This window comes from Agrobacterium tumefaciens, from assembly GCA_025559845.1.
In the GTDB taxonomy this organism is placed as follows: Bacteria; Pseudomonadota; Alphaproteobacteria; order Rhizobiales; family Rhizobiaceae; genus Agrobacterium.
Genome location: CP048470.1, coordinates 78795 through 95000 on the forward strand (window position 1 = coordinate 78795; position 16206 = coordinate 95000).

Annotated in this window: 13 protein-coding genes, 1 tRNA gene and 2 rRNA genes (1 of these 16 cut by a window edge); 4 read left to right on the forward strand and 12 right to left on the reverse strand. The window is 58.3% G+C overall.

Going from position 1 to position 16206, the window contains the following annotated elements; genetic code table 11:
* Positions 1 to 7: 7 nt before the first annotated feature.
* From FY156_16930 to FY156_16965, 8 genes are all read right to left on the reverse strand, one after another.
* Positions 8 to 607 (reverse strand): hypothetical protein, encoded by a 600-nt coding sequence (locus tag FY156_16930; GenBank protein UXS03258.1) that lies wholly within the window; start codon positions 605 to 607, stop codon positions 8 to 10.
* Positions 608 to 801: 194 nt separating this feature from the next.
* A complete protein-coding gene (locus FY156_16935) occupies positions 802 to 2562 on the reverse strand; it encodes an ATP-binding protein (GenBank protein UXS03259.1) in 1761 nt (586 codons plus the stop codon).
* A gap of 330 nt (positions 2563 to 2892) precedes the next feature.
* Positions 2893 to 3654: an ATP-dependent Zn protease gene (locus FY156_16940; protein ID UXS03260.1), complete on the reverse strand. Its 762-nt coding sequence runs from the start codon at positions 3652 to 3654 to the stop codon at positions 2893 to 2895.
* Complete coding sequence (locus FY156_16945) at positions 3651 to 5630, reverse strand: ATP-binding protein (GenBank protein UXS03261.1); 1980 nt, start codon at positions 5628 to 5630, stop codon at positions 3651 to 3653. The genes FY156_16940 and FY156_16945 overlap by 4 nt, the downstream gene beginning before the upstream one ends.
* A complete protein-coding gene (locus tag FY156_16950; GenBank protein ID UXS03262.1) occupies positions 5623 to 6162 on the reverse strand; it encodes a hypothetical protein in 540 nt (179 codons plus the stop codon). Before FY156_16950 ends, FY156_16945 begins: the two co-directional genes overlap by 8 nt.
* Before the next feature lie 114 nt (positions 6163 to 6276).
* Positions 6277 to 7341, reverse strand: coding sequence for a hypothetical protein (locus FY156_16955; protein UXS03263.1), 1065 nt, complete (start codon positions 7339 to 7341; stop codon positions 6277 to 6279).
* A 332-nt stretch (positions 7342 to 7673) separates the two neighbouring features.
* Positions 7674 to 8852: a hypothetical protein gene (locus FY156_16960; GenBank protein UXS03264.1), complete on the reverse strand. Its 1179-nt coding sequence runs from the start codon at positions 8850 to 8852 to the stop codon at positions 7674 to 7676.
* 445 nt (positions 8853 to 9297) lie between these two features.
* Positions 9298 to 9597 (reverse strand): hypothetical protein, encoded by a 300-nt coding sequence (locus FY156_16965; protein UXS03265.1) that lies wholly within the window; start codon positions 9595 to 9597, stop codon positions 9298 to 9300.
* Positions 9598 to 9664: 67 nt separating this feature from the next.
* Here FY156_16965 and FY156_16970 point away from each other — a divergent pair, with 67 nt between their 5' ends.
* A complete protein-coding gene (locus tag FY156_16970; GenBank protein UXS03266.1) occupies positions 9665 to 10000 on the forward strand; it encodes a hypothetical protein in 336 nt (111 codons plus the stop codon).
* Between the two features lie 243 nt (positions 10001 to 10243).
* Here the strand turns inward: FY156_16970 and FY156_16975 are convergent, their stop codons facing one another.
* On the reverse strand, positions 10244 to 10621 hold the full coding sequence (locus FY156_16975; GenBank protein ID UXS03267.1) for a hypothetical protein: 378 nt from the start codon (positions 10619 to 10621) through the stop codon (positions 10244 to 10246).
* Here FY156_16975 and FY156_16980 point away from each other — a divergent pair.
* The 3 genes from FY156_16980 to FY156_16990 all read left to right on the forward strand — a co-directional run bounded on the left by FY156_16980 (position 10620) and on the right by FY156_16990 (position 14362).
* Complete coding sequence (locus FY156_16980; GenBank protein UXS03268.1) at positions 10620 to 11417, forward strand: hypothetical protein; 798 nt, start codon at positions 10620 to 10622, stop codon at positions 11415 to 11417. The genes FY156_16975 and FY156_16980 overlap by 2 nt on opposite strands.
* Before the next feature lie 117 nt (positions 11418 to 11534).
* Positions 11535 to 12437, forward strand: a complete 903-nt coding sequence (locus tag FY156_16985) for a recombinase family protein (GenBank protein ID UXS03269.1) — start codon at positions 11535 to 11537, stop codon at positions 12435 to 12437.
* A gap of 74 nt (positions 12438 to 12511) precedes the next feature.
* Positions 12512 to 14362 carry a recombinase family protein gene (locus FY156_16990; protein ID UXS05129.1) on the forward strand — a complete coding sequence of 617 codons (1851 nt, stop codon included), beginning with the start codon at positions 12512 to 12514 and terminating at the stop codon, positions 14360 to 14362.
* Here the strand turns inward: FY156_16990 and FY156_16995 are convergent.
* From FY156_16995 to FY156_17005, 3 genes are all read right to left on the reverse strand, one after another.
* Positions 14319 to 14395: transfer RNA gene (locus tag FY156_16995), tRNA-Met, on the reverse strand. The genes FY156_16990 and FY156_16995 overlap by 44 nt on opposite strands.
* 150 nt (positions 14396 to 14545) lie before the next feature.
* Positions 14546 to 14660, reverse strand: a 5S ribosomal RNA gene (gene rrf / locus FY156_17000).
* Between the two features lie 95 nt (positions 14661 to 14755).
* Positions 14756 to 16206, reverse strand: a 23S ribosomal RNA gene (locus FY156_17005) (it continues 1354 nt past the right edge of the window).

Consider the following 16206-nt stretch of genomic DNA (forward strand, 5'->3'; position numbering starts at 1 on the left):
CGCATTATTAGCGGACCCCGCCCGCAATCATTGCCCATTTTCCGAGGTGTGCCTGAGATTTTGATTGTCCCGATGTTCGAGGCACTCCTACGCTCATTGAGCGTGCGATGCTCGCAATGTTAAGACTGGCTGCGCAGTTTCCTCCACCGCCAGTCTTCGTAGGATGTTCGATACTTGCTCCAATGGAAGACTTTTCTCGCCATACGTCGAAACGGGTAAGCGTTTCCGCATTTGGAGGATAATCGCCGAGGGTAGACCTACCGGCTTCGATTTCGGCCTTCAGAAACACTTCCTGCTCTTCCATCGAGACAGCCTCGTCAGCAATCTCGGCAACGGATTTTCGAGGAATGACGATGACGGCCTCGCTGTCACCGAAAATAATGTCGTCGGGATAAACCGCGACACCACCGCAAGTAACAGGCTGGTTCATATCCGATGCATGACGGGCGACCAAGTTGGCAGGTGCGGCTGGACCGGTGCAATATCTCGGGAAGCCAATCTCTGCGACATCGGCTGTGTCGCGAACCCCTCCGTCGCCGCGGAGAAGCAATTTCAGGAGGCAAACCGCGCTCTTGATGGGATATGAACCTCCGGCCCTGTTATTCAAGAACTAGCGCGCTGAAACTGCTCAGCGGAAAACGTCCGTTTGTCATATGGAGAACGGCCGAACGGGGCCTGGAGCGGACAGAATCGTCCAGGGCTGTAACTTCAAAATGCTGCCGTGTGCCAAGTCCTCCAGACAACAGTCCCAAGCCCCGGCCGCGACGATAGCGCGGATTTCGTTTGTGACATCGACAATTCCTATTCGAAGGTTAGCGATGAAATCAGCCAGTTGAGTTCCGTGCGAGCGGACGAAAGCACGCTTGCGTAAGAACTAACCGTCGTCATGTCAGTCCCATACCTCTTGTCCATAGAGGCTGCAGAGCCCTTACCGATCATCAAGATCCTTAACGGACTGCTTGAGGTGATGGTCCCTGACAAGTCATCGCGATATTGCTCGGCCTGAGCAATGTCTTCCCGAGAAATTGGATGGTTGGGGCGTTTGAATTCAATCAGCAGATAACTGTCAGCTAAATCCTGCGACAACAAAAGATCAGGTCGTTTCGAAGCCCGCTCGCCCGTAAATTTCTTATCACTATAGTTCGCGATGACCCGTTTCAGGGTCAAGTTCGATGACATCAGAGCGTATTGGCGGCCGAGAAGCCACAAATTCGTCTCGAAGGCCTTATGGACGTCCTTTTCGAGGGTCGCTTCGTTGTCGATAAGCTCCTCGAGGTAGTCCAAAAATCTCACTCGCCTGGTCGCTTGAGCAGCGATCCCAGAGAGCTCAACCATCCCAAAATCTTCAAGCGCCGCTGCAAAGGAACTGACATCTTTCCGATCGGTGGCATTTATCCGCTCCAGTACGGCCCAGTAGGCGTCATGCTCCATGGCGTCGAGCGCGACTTCTGCGATCGTCGCAATGCGGTCTTCGCTTTCCCGATAGAAACGCTGCAAAATCCGGTGGAGGGCTTCCTCTGCGTAGCGTCGGCGATGTTCGGGGAGGTCTTTCAGCCTAGCGTCCAACTGCTTCTTCAATCGAGCTAGCTGAAGGTTCATATCGCGAGAGTGGCTCTCCCTAAGCTCTTCTTTGACGATCGATTTTACATAGGATTGGATTTCCTGGAACGCCTTGCTATTTTCAACCACCCCGCCCCAATCGGCAGTTACGAAGTGGTCGCTACCCTCGAGTTCCACCTCTCCGTAGACTCGTTTCGACAACTTAAAGGGAATTTCCTCGTCATCATCTAGGCCAAACATCATTGGCTTCCCGACGACCTTCCCGTCCACCTTCAGCACTATGCCCGGAGCCTTAGGGGCCTTTTTCCCGTCCGCGATTGTGAACTTCAGTCGAACTGAGCCGCTCTCCGTAAGCATCTGCTCAACTTCCCGCGATACACCAGGAACATCATCGACGGATAGCTGCGCCTCGTTCACAAATACTTTGAAAGACTCCTCCCGGCCGTACTCATGCACGAGGATTTCTCGAAATCGGTCCGGCGTTGGGAAATTCAAACGGCTATCGAGACCGGACAGAATGATTGTAGTGCCTGCAGGAACTTCGCCTCCATCCTCCTCGATGAATGGTAGCGGCACTGCCTCCAAGTCGTTCTCGTTCTCGGCCAGGACGAGTTTGTCGATGGTCAGGCTGCATTTCCGACCGCGCGCGACCGCTGAAACATCCATCCGACTTGCCAATGACAGGCCCGCGAACTTACCGATGCCCTTGCGACCCTTGACCTTCCGCTTTAGAAGAGGCGTCCGTTCGCCTGTACGTGCCCGCTTATCGCTGGCTATGTTCAGGTATTCGTTCCTCATTTCCAGAGATGTCATTCCCGAACCGTCGTCGCGGACGATAATCGGATCAGACGACATAGGCGCCGGCAATGTGATCCAAACATTTTTGGCGTCAGCGTCCCATGCGTTGTCGACCAGTTCCTTTAGGGCTGCTTCACTCGATCGATAGGTTTCACCCAGAAGTCTTGTCAGTCGTGTATTAACCGAAAAATGTACGTCGTTCATAAAACGAGTTCCCCAACCCCTATGTAAAATCAGAGGTAGCAAAAGAAATAGCTCTCTGTAACCTTCATCGATGAGCTCCCACAGGAAACAACTCGGCACGGCTTAGCCGCGCAAGTAAATTGACCCTTGAGGTCGACTGCAATCTCGCACTGGACTGGACGTCGCTTTTTTTTGCTGAACGAGCATGGCGCGTGCCCTCACCTCCTGACCTATTGCGGCAGAGCTGATCTTATCTTTGACCAGATCGCTTACCATGACTTCGTGCGGTTCGCGCGCCTTCAATAACGCTGTCATGACGGCGGCCCCTGCACCCCTCATCGCCCGAACGATTCAAGATGTCAGGATCTGCCTGACTGCCCCTTCATCCATTGCCTGGGCATCGAACAGCGCCTTTGCGAGGGCATGAAAGGTTGGCCTGCGCCTCCTGAGGATCGTTGCTGCCCGGTCGAGTGCCGCTACCAGCCTGGCATGAACGCGAGCGGCCAGTTCGGTATCTCGGTCAAACACCGCGCCCGGATCGCGATGGGGCCGATAGAGCAGCGGATGCTCGCTCCCGAAGCCAAGGGTGCGCTCCATATCGAAGGCAAGGCGCGTGGCCCGCGCCAGATCGCTGTCGTCGGTCCCTCCGGAACCGCTCGAGACACGTTTGAGCACCAGTTGCTCGGCAGCCCGCCCGGCCATCAGCATGGTCAACATGTTTTCGTACCAATCGTGGGTATCGGTCGCCCAGGCGTGGAAGCCGACGAGGTTATAGCCGCCCTCGCCGGTATCAATATTGAGCCCGCGAACAGGTCCGAGATCGAGAGCATGATGCGCGACGGCATGCCCCGCCTCGTGGAAGGCGAAGCGCCAGCGCAGATTATAAGGCACGGGCGGCCGATGACCGCGGATGCCCTCTTCGATATCCTCATAGCGGATCGCCCGCTTGCCACGCCGCGCTTTCAAGCGAGCCTCCCGGACGATGCGCTCGATATCGGCGCCCGTCAGTCCCATGGCGCGCGTGGCGAGACGCCGCAGAATTGCATCAGCAGAATTGCCTTCTTGCGCGGCTGCCGACAATTCCGACGCGTTGCTGTTCTGTGCTTCAGTCATCGGCTGGCTCCCTTCCGTTCACTTTCTGCGTCTTCCTCCAGATAGTCGGCAACGATCCTCTTCAGCGAGAATCCGTCCTCGGCTTCCGACCGGGTTTCTGGTACTGGCTCCCGGATCAGCGATGTCACATCGTCGCCGAGATGATGAGCGAGGATTTCCCCGAGGGTGGGCACATCGGGCCTGGGGATTTCGATATGTGTCTCCAATCGTCCGGATCGCTTGATGGCATCGTCGATATGGTCGGGCCGGTTGGTGGCACCGACGATGATCAGCCCTTCGTTTTTGATCGCGCCATCGAGCAGTTCCAGCGCCTTGTTGACGACGGTATTCCAATAGTCCGAATGCTCCCGCTCCGCCGGCTGCCGCTTGCCGATACCATCGATCTCGTCGATGAACAGGATCGCCGGCGCCATGGCCCGCGCCTCGACAAACGTCTTGCTCATCCTGTCGATCACGTCGTTGAGATGACCGCCCTGCAGCCAGGTCGAGACTGATGTAACGACCAGCGGGATTTGCAGGCTGTTGCACAGCGCCCGGGCAAAGGTGGTCTTGCCGGTTCCGGGCGGGCCGGACAGTAGCAGCTTGGTGCTCATCTCCGACCAAGCCAGAATGCTTGCCCGGTAATCGTCCAGATCTGCCTTGAGATCGAGCGCCCACTCCTTCGCCTTGCCATATCCGGATAGCGTTTCGACGGTCATTGGCGGCTTGTGGCCGATCTCACCTGCTGTTCGCAAAGGCTCCGGCTGGATCACCTCAGCGCCGGACGGCTTGTCCTTCTTCCAGCGGCCGTTGCTGTCACTGTCGGTCGACTTCGGCTTTTCGTGCGAGCCTTGGGGCCTCTCGGTGGATGTGCTCGACGATGCCGAACCGGATGCCTTGTCGTCGCTCCCGCCACCACCGTCCTCCTCTTCCTCGAAGTCACTGCGATTCCGCTCAATGAGCACTGCAAGAACATGCAGCACGTCGCGAACATGCCGCCCCGGACGAAAGGCAAGAACCAGATCCTCGAGCGACAACCAGCGCGCATCGGAATCCGACGGTAGGCCAAGCATCTCGATTGCCTCGTCAGGGTAAAGCACCTCGACCAGATCAGTGACGAACCTGCGATCGAGCTTTCCCGTTTCCAGCGACAGGTCGGCGGAGATCTGCAGCAGCGAGGGAATGTCCGATCGCTTTTCCGCGATGGCGAGGATCGACAAGTCACGCGACAGCGCACTGAGCATCCGCCGGCGCAGGGCATTGCCCGTGACACGATGCACGCCGGCGCCCGAGAAGGTCATCAGGCGCCTGCGTGCCTCACCTTCGAGGACATCGAAGTGATCGTCGTTGAACATGTGGTCCGCATCGACGATCGCAAACGGGCCGCCCGGCACCAGCCGGGTTTTCTCCAGGAGCCGCAGCACTTGCCCCTCGAAGCCCGCAAGTGGCGCATGGAGTGTGATGACCGGTGTCACACGGGTCAGCATATAAACGATCTCCCGAAGCGACCGCCCGCTGCTCTTCACCGCGCGCGCCAGAACCAGGCTTGCAACGATTTGACTGACCAGTGGCTGAGCGACTGCCCGATCCACCAGGCCGACGGCGTAAGCGCGCCGATCAACTCCGTTACCCAGCACTCCGTCATGCGCGATTGTACCGCGACGCACCCGAGGGAGGGCCAAGAGTTGCGAGGCGAACGACGGATGAACGATCCCGGTGGTCACGACACCATCGCCAGCAGAGCCGGTCGTCGGATTGCCGGTATCCTTCGGTGGGATAAGCCAATCACCAAAATTCCGCCGGAACCAGGTATCGTCACGGATCGGATCGCCGGTCAGTCGTGTCGTATCGAAGGCTGGACTGTAGCGGCAGGTGAGATGACCGTCGACATCGACGATCTTGCTTTCCAGCAGACCGTTGCGCAGAGCGATCCGGCGCGCCTCGCGGCGCGCAAGGTGCCGAAGACGGCGAACAAGCAGTCGGGCGAGCTTATCCATCAGTCCGGCCTCCCGTCTCCGCGGCAATAATTGCCGTCCGGGCGTTCTTCACCGGATCCCGCGGACGCGTTCGACCACGCCGCCCATCAATGCCACCGGGATTCGGGATCCGCGCCAACACACGCTCGCGCGGCGAACGACGCGAGGGATGCGCCTCAGCCGACGAACCCGTAGAGCCAGACAGGCTCAGATATTCATTCCGCGACTGATCGAGATGCCGGTTGCGGCTCCGCAGCCAGTCGAGCAGCAGACGGCATGCCGCATTGCCGCCGTCGGCAACTGCACGCAACCGCAGCATCACAGGCTCCGGCACAAAGCCATCCAGCAAAGAACCTTGCCGGACGAAGGCAAGCGCCAGGCCGATCAGAACGGCGGGGTCGTCGCGATCGCTCGAACCGTGGTCCACGTCATCGAATTGGACAGGAGGGATATTCGCGAGCCTACTGCGAAGGCAGGGCGACGCGATGGTGTCGGTCGTGACCGCTTCGCAACGGAAGCCGGCCACAGACGGGCTGTGGGTATCGATGGACATGACTGTCTCCTCGCCGGAACGCATCGCATCCGGCGTTCGTGGAATGGAGGATGAGGGAAGCCGGCCACGCGCTTCAGGCGCGGCCGCGATCAGTACCGTTGGGCTGGCGGCTCGTCAGTGCCGACGCGGACGGCGGGCGAAGCCGACCCGGATACGGGCGGGTTCCGGCTCGTCGTCCTGATCGTCGAAGCAGCCGAGATCGCAATGGCCATCATCCTCGTCCGGCGCGCCCATCACCTGCTCTTCCTCGAAAGTGCGGGCTGGACCGTTCAGAGCGATCAGCCGGTTTGCGATAATGGCAGCGGCGGGCGCCGTATCCGGTTTGGCCATTGCCACCACACCCAGTGCCTTACGGGCTTCCGCCTCAAGAAGCTGCTGCACGCGGCGGCCGAAGCGCAGACGCAGTTCTGCCATGCAGGCCGCAACTCCGTCGATCTCGAGCAGGTCGTCGATCTCCGACAGAGCCCAGATGCCGGTGGCATGATCGCTCGGGCGGCTGGCGCCATCGACGATGGCAACCTCGACCGTATCGATCATGAGCCGCTTGTGGTTCTTGTAGAGCCAGTCCGGCAACACCATTGCCGAGGCCATCATCTTCATCTTCAGCTCTTCGAGACGGCTGGTGTCGCCGTAGGAGGCGAGCGAGCGTTTGAGGTCGAGAATGTAGGCCAGGTGCTTTGTCCGGTTCACCACGATCAGGTCGGGCGTATAGCTGCCTTTGGCCGGCGCCTCGCAGTCGAGCTTCACGCCGTCAAGGGACGACCAGTCGTTTCCGGCGACGGCTTCGAGCGCCGCCTTGACCAAAGGCAGCTTCAACGACTGGGTCAAGACAATAATGTTGGGATTGGCTTTCGCCAGTCGCTCGACCGCCTGCTCGAGCAACTTGCCTTCCCGGAACGACACGGCGCGAACAAGCGAGGCGATGTGAACGTAGTGGCCGAGGATCTCATCCTCGATCGGTTCGCCGTCGGCGATCGCCGCAATGGCGCGGTCGATCAGCAGATCGAGATCGGCTTCGACTTCGGCGAAGCGAACTATATGCGGGTGGCGGCGCAGCGCGGCCGGCTCGCCGATGCTGTAAGCGCCGATACCGAATGAGCGGTGGGAGAACATTGATGCCGCAGCGACAGTCGAACGAATAACTTCCCCGGCAGGGGTAGAGAGAGTATGCGTGGTCATAGCCCGATTCCTTTTTGCGAAGGCTTGAGGGTCAGGCCCTTGTCGATGTTGGTAGCATCGGCTTGGGCCGTTTTATGTCCGGTCTTCCGAACGACCCCAACCTGGCAGGACCGGGAGCCGGGCTCAAGGACCCGGAACAACAAAAAAGAACAAAGCCGGTACATAGTTAACGGTGGGCTCACGAAGTCCGGACCAACGAACGCGTCCGGTGATCGCAACGGTCGGCCTCAGCGTTTCGCTCGCCATCATCAGGCAAAAGGAAAAGGGCCGACATGCGGCCCTTTCGAGTTTGGCGGGAAGGCCGGTCGCCCGGCCCTCGTGCAACTTGCATCTTACCGCGTGACGGCCGGCGCGAGTTCAACATCGGCGACGCTGTCATCGGCAAGCGCCGGCACCTTGGCAAACTGCTTGCGGTTTCGCGGCACCTCCCGACTGACCGTCATGAAGCCGCCGGTCGCCTCCTCCAGCGCCGCGCCAAACCGGTCGATCACCTCATTCGGGACTTCGGCATCATCAGAGACCTTGTCCGACGTAGCCGGCTCGGCATCGTGATGATCGCCGACGCTGTCCGCCTCTGCCGGAACCGCCGGTTCGCAAGTTGGAGCAGTTGACGCTGCGAGCGGCCATTCCGGCTTCCGCTCTTTGGACACCGCCCAACCGAGCACCGGAAGTACATGCAGCGCAAGCCAGTCCCGCATGTCTTTTGACTTCGGCCAGCCATCGACGCCACCCAATGTGTAGAGCGTGTCGTTGACCTCCGTCCAGCCGGTTTTCTTCGGGAATTTCGTGGGCTTGGTGTTGCGGCCATAATCGAGCTCCGGCTCGATGAACAGGGCCAGGCTTTCCAGTTCCTGACGCGCGACGCGGGCGATATCCTGGATTTCCTTCGCCAGCGCCTCCTTGATCACGCGGCTTCTGCTGAGCGCAGCCTCGACCGCCTTGCAGATCGTCGCGACGTGCTCGATGAACACCTTCACTCCATCGCGGATCTTGGCCGCAATCAACACTTTCAGTCCAGCCACACCGCCGACCCAGAACTGATCGTCCTTCTCGGCCTTGTCGCCACCCTCCTCACCACCGGAAAGAATGGTCTTTACGTCGACGACCTGCAGACGCCCGTTCTCCTCGGCAAAGGCAATGGCCGCCGTGATCTGGTCGGTCGTTGCGGAACTCAGATGGAACAGCGCTGTTGCCCCGACCGAGAGATCGACCAGTTCGTCGCGAACATGGCCGAGGTTGCGGAACACCGCCATATAATTGCGACCGCTGCGCGCGGAGAGGCCGCAGCGCATCTTTACCCATTTGTCGAACCGGCCGTCGGCCAGCAGGTCGGCAGCACGGCTCAAGTGGTCGCCGAGCTCGAAAGTCTGCTCGGTGGTGCGGCGCCCGAGGTCGAAGATATGGGCCGCACTGCTTTCGAGCAGATCGCGCGTTGTGTGCCCGATCCCCTCCTCTTCATAGTTATAGGAGAAGGCGGCGGTCGCAGTGGTCTCGGTATTTCTGGTGCGCATGGAAGTCTCCGTGTGACGCGTTTACAATGTATCCGACGAACAACGCATCGGATGACTATATGATTGCGCCAATACGGATGTAATGCAAATTCAAGTAAAACATCTTTAAAGTATATATTCGATTATAATCTTTATATCCCTGCAGTTTTCGGCGGATTTATTTAAGATATAACGATATATTAATCAATTAATATCGATATATACGATATTCGCAAATAATTTCCACTTCATATTTGATCGATATTATTTCACCGCAAAATCCAGAATCCGGAGCCGGATAGCCGACCTCCCACATTTAAGGCCTTCACGAAGTAGTTTTGCGGTCACGGGAACACGCGACGAAGTAAACACGAAGCCAGCGTCTCGCCGTCAAGGGCAACGCCTGATTCCCACCCGGAGATGGCACATTCCGCGCAAACGGCCGGGACGATTTCGGTTCGCCGCCTCATATTCCGGAATGGAGATGATCCTGCAGGCGCAAGCGCGACAGGAAGCCGCTTGTGATTTCCGTCAGCTTGCCCACAAGTCGTTTCAACGTGTCCGCACGTCGAGACAAATTGCGCTCATTTGATTCAAGGTCCGATATTTTTGATTCCAAACGCTGGCCATTTGATTCACGGCCGCCGTTTGTCCCTCGCCAACTTATCTCGACCTGTCTCAACGTGCCCGTAATTGATCTCAAATTGCGTTCATTTGATTCAGAACCCCAATAAAACGATTCATAAACCGGGATTTCCGATTCCATGCAAACGGAGTTGCCGTAGCGATAACGGTCTGGCATCCGTAGCCCAAGACCTGACGGGGAAGAGTGCATGCCAGCGAAGTCCGAGGAGATCCGCAACACCAAACAGCGCGAGCGACAGCAGAAGCTGCGTGATGCCGACAGAAAGGCCAAGCGCCCCGGACGCGACGATGTGGCCCGCACGGCGCTGTTCATGATGATCTCCGCCATGGCAGCCGAGGGAGCGACGGAAACGCTGGGAAACTTTAAAAAACGGGTGGTCAGGATGCTGGTCAAGCAGGGCTTCGACGAGCATGAATCCCATACCGTCTTCGATGGGCTTGTTGAGAAGTACCAGGATGGCGACTGGCCCTTCCGCCGCAAGCCCCATCTGCTTTATCCTGACGGTGCCGACGAAGGCGCCTGAGCGGTTTCGTCTACCTGCCTACGGCCCCGTCGTGTCCACCTTGCGCTGCCACTGGAACACCTAACGGCGTTTGCAATCTCTACGACATCTCCCCCCATTACTCGGTTAAACGCCGTTTATCCTGAATCGAATGTTTCGAGCACTTTCACGGGGGGACGTGGGCCGACACTCGATCCACGATTGACGGACAGGTCCCGGCAACAAGTGCGTTGCACATCCGCAACAGTTTTCATAACTCTATACCTAACAATGACTTACCGCCGTTTGGGCCGCTGATGGCGTTTCCCCGCCGATCAACGGTTCCGGCCGTGCCATTTCGGGAATTTCGGTAATTTTCGGCAAACTGGCATCGAAAGCCATGCGGATAAGGACACTTGAGAAGTGTCGGGCTTTGTGCGCTATTGGCACCGACAAGTGTTCAACAGGCCAGCCCGCAACGGAAAGGAGGCGCCCATGGTTCACGTTTTCCATGTCGACGGCGCCACGATCCAGCCGTCCCGGGACATCGAGTGCAAGGATGATTCCGGTCTCGGAATCTGCACCGGCCGCATGCGCGAGGAAGTTCTCCGCGTGGTTCGCCGTCGAAAGCGACGACGATCCACGACTATAAGGAGATTCCATGTCGAATATCATCCAGCATCCGTCTGCCATCGTTGCGGTTAAAACCCATCACCTCAACGATGTCGACAATGACACCAAATGCCGGCTGCATTCCGGCACGGCAGCCATGGCGTCCATCACGGGTGAACCGATGTCGCGCGTCCGCGATGCCGTGCGCCTCCACCGTCATGGCGCTGGCTGGCTAGACCGTCGTCGCGCTCCCGCGATCACGAAGATGCACGACGACGAGATCGAGAGCACCTTGCGATTGCTGGGCTATGCAGGCGAATGGCACGACGTCAAAGGTCGTCCGACTCTGGCTGCGTACCTCAAAGCCCGCACGGGCGTTCAGCAAAGCCACCCTTGCGTCGTGTTTATGAACAACCACCGCGTCGCGATCAGTGGCGGGCTGTTTTGCGATGTGACCAATAACGGCCTTATGGTCGATATCGACCGGGCACCCTGGCGTCGCAAGGAAGTGCACCGTGTGTTCGTGGTCACCCACCGTATCCCCGCGACAACCATCCCATCGAAGACTCTTCAGCGCGTCCAGTCAGCAAACCTGACGGCCGAGCAGAAGCATCAGATCAAGGAACTGGATCGCCTGTTTCGCGAAGCCATCAAGGCAGAGACCAGCGCGACACGGGTCAAGGTGACCGCCACTGAGGTCTTCATTATTCGCCCCGCCGATTCCGGCTGGACGTGGTGCGGCGCACGCGATGGCGTCGTCGACAGCCTTCTCAAACTTCAGGAGCATAGCTGGATTCGCGGCAACACCGATGAAGCCACGGCCTATCGCTCCATGATGGGTTACTGACGAGCTCAGGAGCGGCACTTCATCGGCGGCAATTATTGCCGCCGGCACCCCACACCTGCCGGGCCATGATGACCCGGCATCGCGACGGGGCTCTCAAGTCCCCCGCCGCCGGTTACCATGTCCCCCAACTTCACCAATTCGAACGGAGATCACTCCATGACCAAGAACGTCCTGTTCTATGCACGCCATTCCTCCGGCGACCACGTCCATGCCTGCCTCGAAACGCAGCTCTACTACGGGCACCGCTTCATCAAGGAGAATGGCTGGACCTTCGCAAAGTCCTATGCTGACGAGGATATCGGGGAAGTCGTCTTCATGGCGCAACCCGGCGTGCGCAAGCTTTTCGCCTATATCGAGCGTGAGAAAGTCGATATCGTCCTCTGCCATACGCTGGACCGGTTGTGCTCACGATTTGATGTCGCCAGCCGGCTGTTGAGCGAACTCGCTCGCAAGGGCATTGAACTCTGGGCCGCCGATCCCGGCGAGCGGATCACCGCCCGGAACCTGTCCGAGTACTATATCGATGACCGCAGCAAGATGTTTGCCATGGGCAGCCACGTTGCCCACGTGCCCGACGACCTGCGCGAGGAGAAACACTTCGCGCCCCTTCCATTCGGCTATCGCTATGCCGGCGCCTGCAATGCGGACGGCCAGCGCATCTTCGGTTTCAAGGTCGTCGATCCGGTCGCCGCCGACGTCATCAGGCGTATTTTCGGTATGTATGCCGAGGGGATGGCACCGACAAAGATCGCTGCTCTCCTTAATGCGGAAGGCGTGGCCGGTCCCCGCGGCAGTATCTGGCGCGACGCTGCGATCCGCGGCGACCGCGCCAGCAGAACCGGGATCCTCAACAATCCGGCTTACATTGGCGCGTGTAAACAGGCGGGCGACGATCACTACCATTACGTATCGGCACTGCGCATCGTCAGTGATGACCTCTGGGACCGCGTGAAGGATCGCCAGGATGCCGCAACCGAGCGTGCTGCAGGATTGGCAGGGCGCCGCAAGCAGCAGAGCTGAGCGCGTTGCAAACGAACTGGCCGGCAATGCCGACCAGTGTTCATGAAGAGATTAATAGATATGGAATTCCGCAAATGACCAAGAATGTCCTGTTTTATGCCCGCTACTCCACCGACCGCCAGCACGAGGTGTCGATCGAAACACAGATCGAGCTCGGCAAGGCCTTTGTCGCGCGTCAGGGCTGGAAGCTCGTGGAGATTTACTCCGATGCCGCCATCAGCGGCACCAGCTACCAGCTCCGCCCCGGCATCCAGAGCCTCATGGCGCATGTGAAGCGCGACCGCATCGATGTCGTGCTTTGCGTCACCGTCGATCGCCTGTCGCGCGACATCGAGCATAGCGCCAAAATCCTCAAACAGCTTCGCTATTGCGACGCGGACATCTGGACCGTCCATGCCGGCGCGCCGGTGACCGACCTGGAGATGGCCCTGCGTGCCGCCCTCAGCCATGAACTGGTCGAACAGATCCGCTACCGCACCCGTGAAGGCATGAAGATGGCCGTCCGGAAGGGCAAAGCCTCCACCTGCCTCGCCTACGGCTACATGCTCTCCCAGCAGCGCGATGCGAACGGCGATCGCATCAAAGGCCTACGCGAGATCGATCCGGCGAAGGCCGAGATCGTTCGCCGCATCTTCACGCTTTATGCCGACGGCATGTCACCACGCGACATCGCCCAGCTTTTGAACAAAGAGGGCATCCCGGGCTCGCGCGGCCGTAAGTGGCGCGATACCGCCATCCGCGGTCACGTCAGCCGTGGTACGGGCATCCTTAACAATGAGAGTTACATCGGCCGCATGGTCTGGAACAAGCGTAACTACCGCAAGAACCCGGAAACCGAACGCCGTACCGCGCGCGCAAACGACGCGAGCGAATGGGTGCTGGCTGATGTGCCCGAGATGCGCATCGTCAGCGACAAGCTCTGGGCGCTGGTGAAGGAGCGACAGAAGGAGATCGGCGAGCTTTACGATTTCGGGCAGAGTAACCGGCTGAATGCAACGCACCGCCCGGGATACCTGCTCAGTCACCTGCTCGAATGCGCGGAATGTGGCGGCCCTTACGCCATTAGCGGCAAAGATCGCTATAGCTGCACCAACCGCAAGAAGCGCCTGCCGATCGACGAGCTTGGTGGCGCCTGCTGCGGTAACAGCAAGACCATTACCCGCCAGGAGCTGGAGAGCCGCGTTCTCGATTGCCTGCCGGCCGCCTTCTTCTCCCTGGGGATGTTCGACACTATGTCGGCAAAGGTGATCGAACAGGAAACATCAAAGCTTCGCCGCCCGAAAGCCGAGCGCGAGCAGATGACGCGCGAACTGAACGAGTTGGAGCGCAAGCAGAAGAGCATCATCCAGCAGATCTCCGACCGCGCTATGCAAGGCCGCCCTCCCCTCACTGCTCTCGACGATACGCTCGATCAAATCGAGCTCCAGCGTGTCGCCCTGGCAAGGGAGATCGACGCCTTCACCACGTCCGAGCCGGACATGCGGGCGAAGATCGAAGAATTGAAGCAGCGTCACAATCCCGCCCAGACGGAACTGCGCATGCGTCATTTCTTCCTGCAGGCGCGTCGCGGCAAAAACGACGATGCCAAGCGTCAGGTGATGCCGATTGTGCGCTCACTGGTGCAGAAGGTGGTGATCGGCAAGACCCCGGGCCACCAGCCGGCTACCCTCGAAGTCCACGGCCTGATCTCATCCATCCTTGCGCAAATGGACGTGCTGGACCTGATGGAGCGCCGCTTCGTCGCCGAAGTGCATGCGGACTTCATCGAGAAGCTGGAAGCTGGCGAGATCGAGACGAAGGAGAAACAAAAAAAGCTCCTCGACGCTTACGCGGAGGAGCTTCGGTGCAAATATCCCGAGTGGGAGAATTTACAAGTTTCGGTGGTTGCGGGGGCAGGATTTGAACCTGCGGCCTTCAGGTTATGAGCCTGACGAGCTACCGGGCTGCTCCACCCCGCGGCACCATGACTTTGCCTTTGGCGAAGTCTCATTCAGCAGTGGTGACTGCTGAGAAGTTGATATTATAACAAAAAAGGCCGCGATGTGCGGCCTCTGTTATGGGCTTGAGGCCCTTATGTGATGAGAAGATTTGAATGTTGCGTTTTGCAGACCTGGCAGCGACCTACTCTCCCGCGTCTTAAGACGAAGTACCATTGGCGCTGGGGCGTTTCACGGCCGTGTTCGGAAAGGGAACGGGTGCAGCCGCCCCGCGATAACCACCAGGTCGGCAAAACGCAACAAGCGTTGTTTTTCGAGAAGCTGGGAAGCGATTGCTTCGTTTGATTTGAACACGTCAATTCATCGTTGATGAACATGAACAATGAGAACGATCAAGCCGATCGAGCTATTAGTAACGGTAAGCTTCATGCATTGCTGCACTTCCACACCCGTCCTATCAACGTGGTCGTCTTCCACGGCTCTGATAGGGAACACTCGTTTTCAGGTTGGTTTCCCGCTTAGATGCCTTCAGCGGTTATCCATTCCGTATATAGCTACTCTGCTATGCCCTTGGCAGGACAACAGATCCACCAGAGATACGTCCATCCCGGTCCTCTCGTACTAGGGACAGATCCTGTCAATATTCCTACACCCACGGCAGATAGGGACCGAACTGTCTCACGACGTTCTGAACCCAACTCACGTACCGCTTTAAATGGCGAACAGCCATACCCTTGGGACCTGCTCCAGCCCCAGGATGCGATGAGTCGACATCGAGGTGCCAAACAACCCCGTCGATATGGACTCTTGGGGGTCATCAGCCTGTTATCCCCGGCGTACCTTTTATCCGTTGAGCGATGGCCCTTCCACACGGGACCACCGGATCACTATGACCGACTTTCGTCTCTGCTCGACTTGTCAGTCTCGCAGTCAGGCTAGCTTATGCCATTGCACTCGACGACCGATTTCCGACCGGTCTGAGCTAACCATCGCGCGCCTCCGTTACTCTTTCGGAGGCGACCGCCCCAGTCAAACTACCCACCATACACTGTCCCGGATCCGGATAACGGACCGCGGTTAGACATCCACGAAGATAAGGGTGGTATTTCAAGGATGGCTCCACAAGAACTGGCGTCCCTGCTTCAAAGCCTACCACCTATCCTACACATGCCTTGGCGAATGCCAGTGTAAAGCTATAGTAAAGGTGCACGGGGTCTTTCCGTCTGACCGCAGGAACCCCGCATCTTCACGGGGAATTCAATTTCACTGAGTCTATGTTGGAGACAGCGGGGAAGTCGTTACGCCATTCGTGCAGGTCGGAACTTACCCGACAAGGAATTTCGCTACCTTAGGACCGTTATAGTTACGGCCGCCGTTTACTGGGGCTTCAGTTCAGAGCTTGCACCCCTCCCTTTAACCTTCCAGCACCGGGCAGGCGTCAGACCCTATACGTCGTATTGCTACTTCGCAGAGCCCTGTGTTTTTGATAAACAGTCGCTACCCCCTGGTCTGTGCCACCCCATCATACTTGCGTAAAATGGGGTCACGCTTCTTCCGAAGTTACGCGTGCAATTTGCCGAGTTCCTTCAACATAGTTCTCTCAAGCGCCTTGGTATACTCTACCTGACCACCTGTGTCGGTTTCGGGTACGGTCTATACGGTGGAGCTATTTCCTGGAACCTCTTCGCCGCCCAACCAATCCAATAAGGTTGAACAACACACGAGATCCGTCACTACCACCAGGCCCACGAATATTAACGTGGTTCCCATCGACTACGCGTGTCCGCCTCGTCTTAGGGGCCGGCTAACCCTGCTCAGATTAACTTTAAGCA